The sequence below is a fragment of the Halomonas sp. AOP30-A1-24 genome (assembly GCF_052378165.1).
Lineage (GTDB): Bacteria > Pseudomonadota > Gammaproteobacteria > Pseudomonadales > Halomonadaceae > Vreelandella > Vreelandella citrativorans.
Genome location: NZ_JBQSXL010000063.1, coordinates 1 through 3,000, shown reverse-complemented (window position 1 = coordinate 3,000; position 3,000 = coordinate 1). Strand labels below are relative to the sequence as shown.

Here is a 3,000-nt window from a genome sequence, read left to right as displayed (position 1 = left end):
GATGAAATAGGTGTCAGTGAGGACGCGCTCAACCAACGTTGTCCTGCATTCCGAGCTCTAACGAGACGTTTAGGCAATAATGTAGTGGCTGTCCTCAGTCAACCATCTTGGTGTGCGTGCTCAGTTCTTGTGTAGCATGTTAAGAAAAAGACCAGGGAAGCTTGGCCTTATTGTCTTAACAAGGTAATATATGCGTAGCTCACATGCAGATTTGTTGGTTGCGTTTCGCAACCTGTGGCAACATGGTCTAAGAGACTCGCCTTTTCGGATTGCTTCATATGCTTTCCAGAATTACTCGCTAGCTGCGCGTAAGAGTGCATGTGAGCTTTTTTTCGTTATTGTGTAAAAGAGTATAACTTGATTCATAGAAGAAACTACTTACTACTTAAACAAGCTAAAACCAAACCTGAACTAGCTACATTATTAGGGGTTTCAGCTGCCTTCCTTACCAAGACCTTGTACAAGCCAGGTGTGGAATCACATGTAAATTCGCACTATCATCAATTCAATATTACTAAAAAGTCAGGTGGTGTCAGAACAATCAGCGCACCATCGGCCGAATTGAAAGACCTACAGCGCAAATTGTCAGATTTCCTATTGGATTGTAAAGCTGTCATTCATGTTAATAATAAAATTGAATGCACTCTTTCACATGGTTTTGAGCGGGAAAGATCCATAATTACAAATGCTCGCATCCATCGCGGCAAAAAAAATGTGTTGAATATAGATTTAGAGAATTTCTTTGGTAGTTTTAATTTTGGTAGGGTTCGTGGATATTTTATTGCCAATAGAGACTTTGAGTTAAATCCCCATATAGCAACCGTTATCGCTCAAATTGCATGCTATAAAGACACCCTCCCTCAAGGAAGCCCGTGCTCTCCAGTAATAGCCAACCTTATAACTAACAACCTTGATATTAAGCTATCAAAGTTAGCAAAAAAAATGGATGCTCTTATACAAGGTATGCTGATGACATAACTTTTTCCACTAGAAAAAGAGCTTTTCCAACAGCGATTGTTAAAGATGTTGAGAATACAGTATTAGGTTCAAAACTGCTAAGTGAAATAAGACGTTCAGGGTTTTCAGTAAACCCAGCAAAAACTAGATTGCAGTTTAAAGATTCAAGGCAGGAAGCAACTGGCTTGGTTGTAAATAAAAAGGTAAGTGTTAAATCAGAATATTGGCGTTTAACCAGAGCTATGGCCCACTCACTATTCAAAACAGGGAGGTTCCAGGTTGCCGAACAAGATGGCACCTTCAGAGATGGGGCGATATCAGAGCTAGAAGGCCGGCTAACATTTATCGATTCGGTTGATTTTTATAATAATCTCGAAAAAAAGAAGCACCCTGAACCAAAATTTGAACCTAAAATTTATAAAGGCTTAAATAGTTTTCGTGACAAACTAAATTCTCGAGAAACCATTTACGGCAGGTTTCTTCATTATAAACACTTTTTTGGAAATGAATATCCAACTATTTTGACTGAGGGAAAGACTGACAACGTATATTTAAAAAGTGCTTTAAGCCAGCTTCAAGCTTGTTATCCCAATCTTGTTAAGCAAAAAACCGAAAATACGGATTACAAGCCAAAGTTAAAGTTTCCAGATCTAAATCGTAAAACGATGTATCTACTCGATTTAGGCGATGGGGCTACACCGTTTGTTAGATTTGTAAAAAGATATTCTGACGAGCTAAGAAACTTTGAAAGTAGGAAGGCGAATAATCCAGTAATTCTCGTACTTGATAATGATGAAGGCCCTAAGGATTTATTAAATCATTTAGTTAATAATTTAAAGTCATGCCCAAGCAATATAAAAGCATTAAAAAGTGGCGGGTTTGTACACCTTTTTCATAATCTCTACATCATTTTGACACCGCTTAATGCTGGAGGAAAGGACTCAATGATGGAGGATTTGTTTGATACAGCAACTCTTAGTACAGTTCTTGAAGGAAAGACTTTTTCTACAGATAAACACATAGATGTCAACAAGCAATACGGAAAACATATCTTTTCTACCAAGGTTGTTCGCTCAGGCAAAACAAAGATTAACTTTGATAAGTTTAAATATATATTCGATGAAATCGAAAAGGTTAAGCAGCATTTTTTGACTCTTTAGATATCAAGGAAAAATAGCAAGAAGAGGCTGCCTTGAAAAAATTAAAGAATATTACGCCATGTAGTCGCTAAAGATTAGTGGGGTCGAGGTTTAGTGGATAGTAGATTGTCAATGAGCGAAAATAAATCGATTTCTTAAAAAACAATTGCCGAGGACAGGCGCTCATAGAAATGCTATCAGTAATGAGGATGGAACTTAAGCGCAGCCATTTGGGCAACGGGGTTGAAAATCACCGGTAATTTACCGGTGAGTAAAGCGTTATATCAAAGCCGCCTAAAAGTCCGCTTCTGGCCGGACAACGACGGCCCGAAATAGGCCGTCGTTTATCCTTATCAAACCTCTGTCTGTTCTGCCATTTCCAACGCATCATCTACCTCTATCCATCTACCTCTATCCCTAGATATCTGACGGTGCTTTCCAGCTTCGTGTGACCCAAGAGTAGCTGCACTGCCCTTAAGTTTTTCGTGCGGCGATATATCAGCGAGGCTTTGGTGTGGCGCATCGTGTGCGTGCCATAGATTGAAGCATCTAAACCTATTTCGGTGACCCAGGCTTTCACGACACGGGCATATTGGCGCGTGGAGAGATGCTTTGCGCTATTGATTCGGCTGGGAAACAAGAAATTTTCGCTTCTGAGTTGAGCCAGCTGTATCCAGTCCACAATAGCATTACGGGTTTGCTCGGTTATTTCGAACTGGACAGGTCGGTGTGTCTTTTGCTGCATCACAATGTCTCGCGGGGATATACACGTACCATGGGCTATATCCCGTATTCGTAAATTTACGAGGTCGCACCCTCGTAATTTGCTATCGATGGCTAAATTGCAGAGGGCGAGGTCTCTCGTCTTCTTGACAATCTGTAGACGAACACGGGTCGCCCAAAT

3 protein-coding genes are annotated in these 3,000 nt (G+C 40.2%); 2 read left to right on the top strand and 1 reads right to left on the bottom strand.

Annotated elements, in window-relative coordinates:
- The first annotated feature begins 357 nt into the window (after positions 1-357).
- Together ACT3TJ_RS17790 and ACT3TJ_RS17785 are read left to right on the top strand one after the other, a co-directional pair.
- On the top strand, positions 358-978 hold the full coding sequence (locus ACT3TJ_RS17790; protein ID WP_444622807.1) for a reverse transcriptase domain-containing protein: 621 nt from the start codon (positions 358-360) through the stop codon (positions 976-978).
- A 128-nt stretch (positions 979-1,106) separates the two neighbouring features.
- Positions 1,107-2,117, top strand: coding sequence for a hypothetical protein (locus ACT3TJ_RS17785; protein ID WP_444622808.1), 1,011 nt, complete (start codon positions 1,107-1,109; stop codon positions 2,115-2,117).
- Between the two features lie 376 nt (positions 2,118-2,493).
- On the opposite strand, the gene ACT3TJ_RS17780 is transcribed toward ACT3TJ_RS17785, so the two are convergent.
- The gene (locus tag ACT3TJ_RS17780) at positions 2,494-2,931 is read right to left on the bottom strand and encodes a tyrosine-type recombinase/integrase (RefSeq protein ID WP_444666108.1); all 438 of its coding nucleotides are present in this window, start codon (positions 2,929-2,931) and stop codon (positions 2,494-2,496) included.
- Positions 2,932-3,000: the final 69 nt, after the last annotated feature.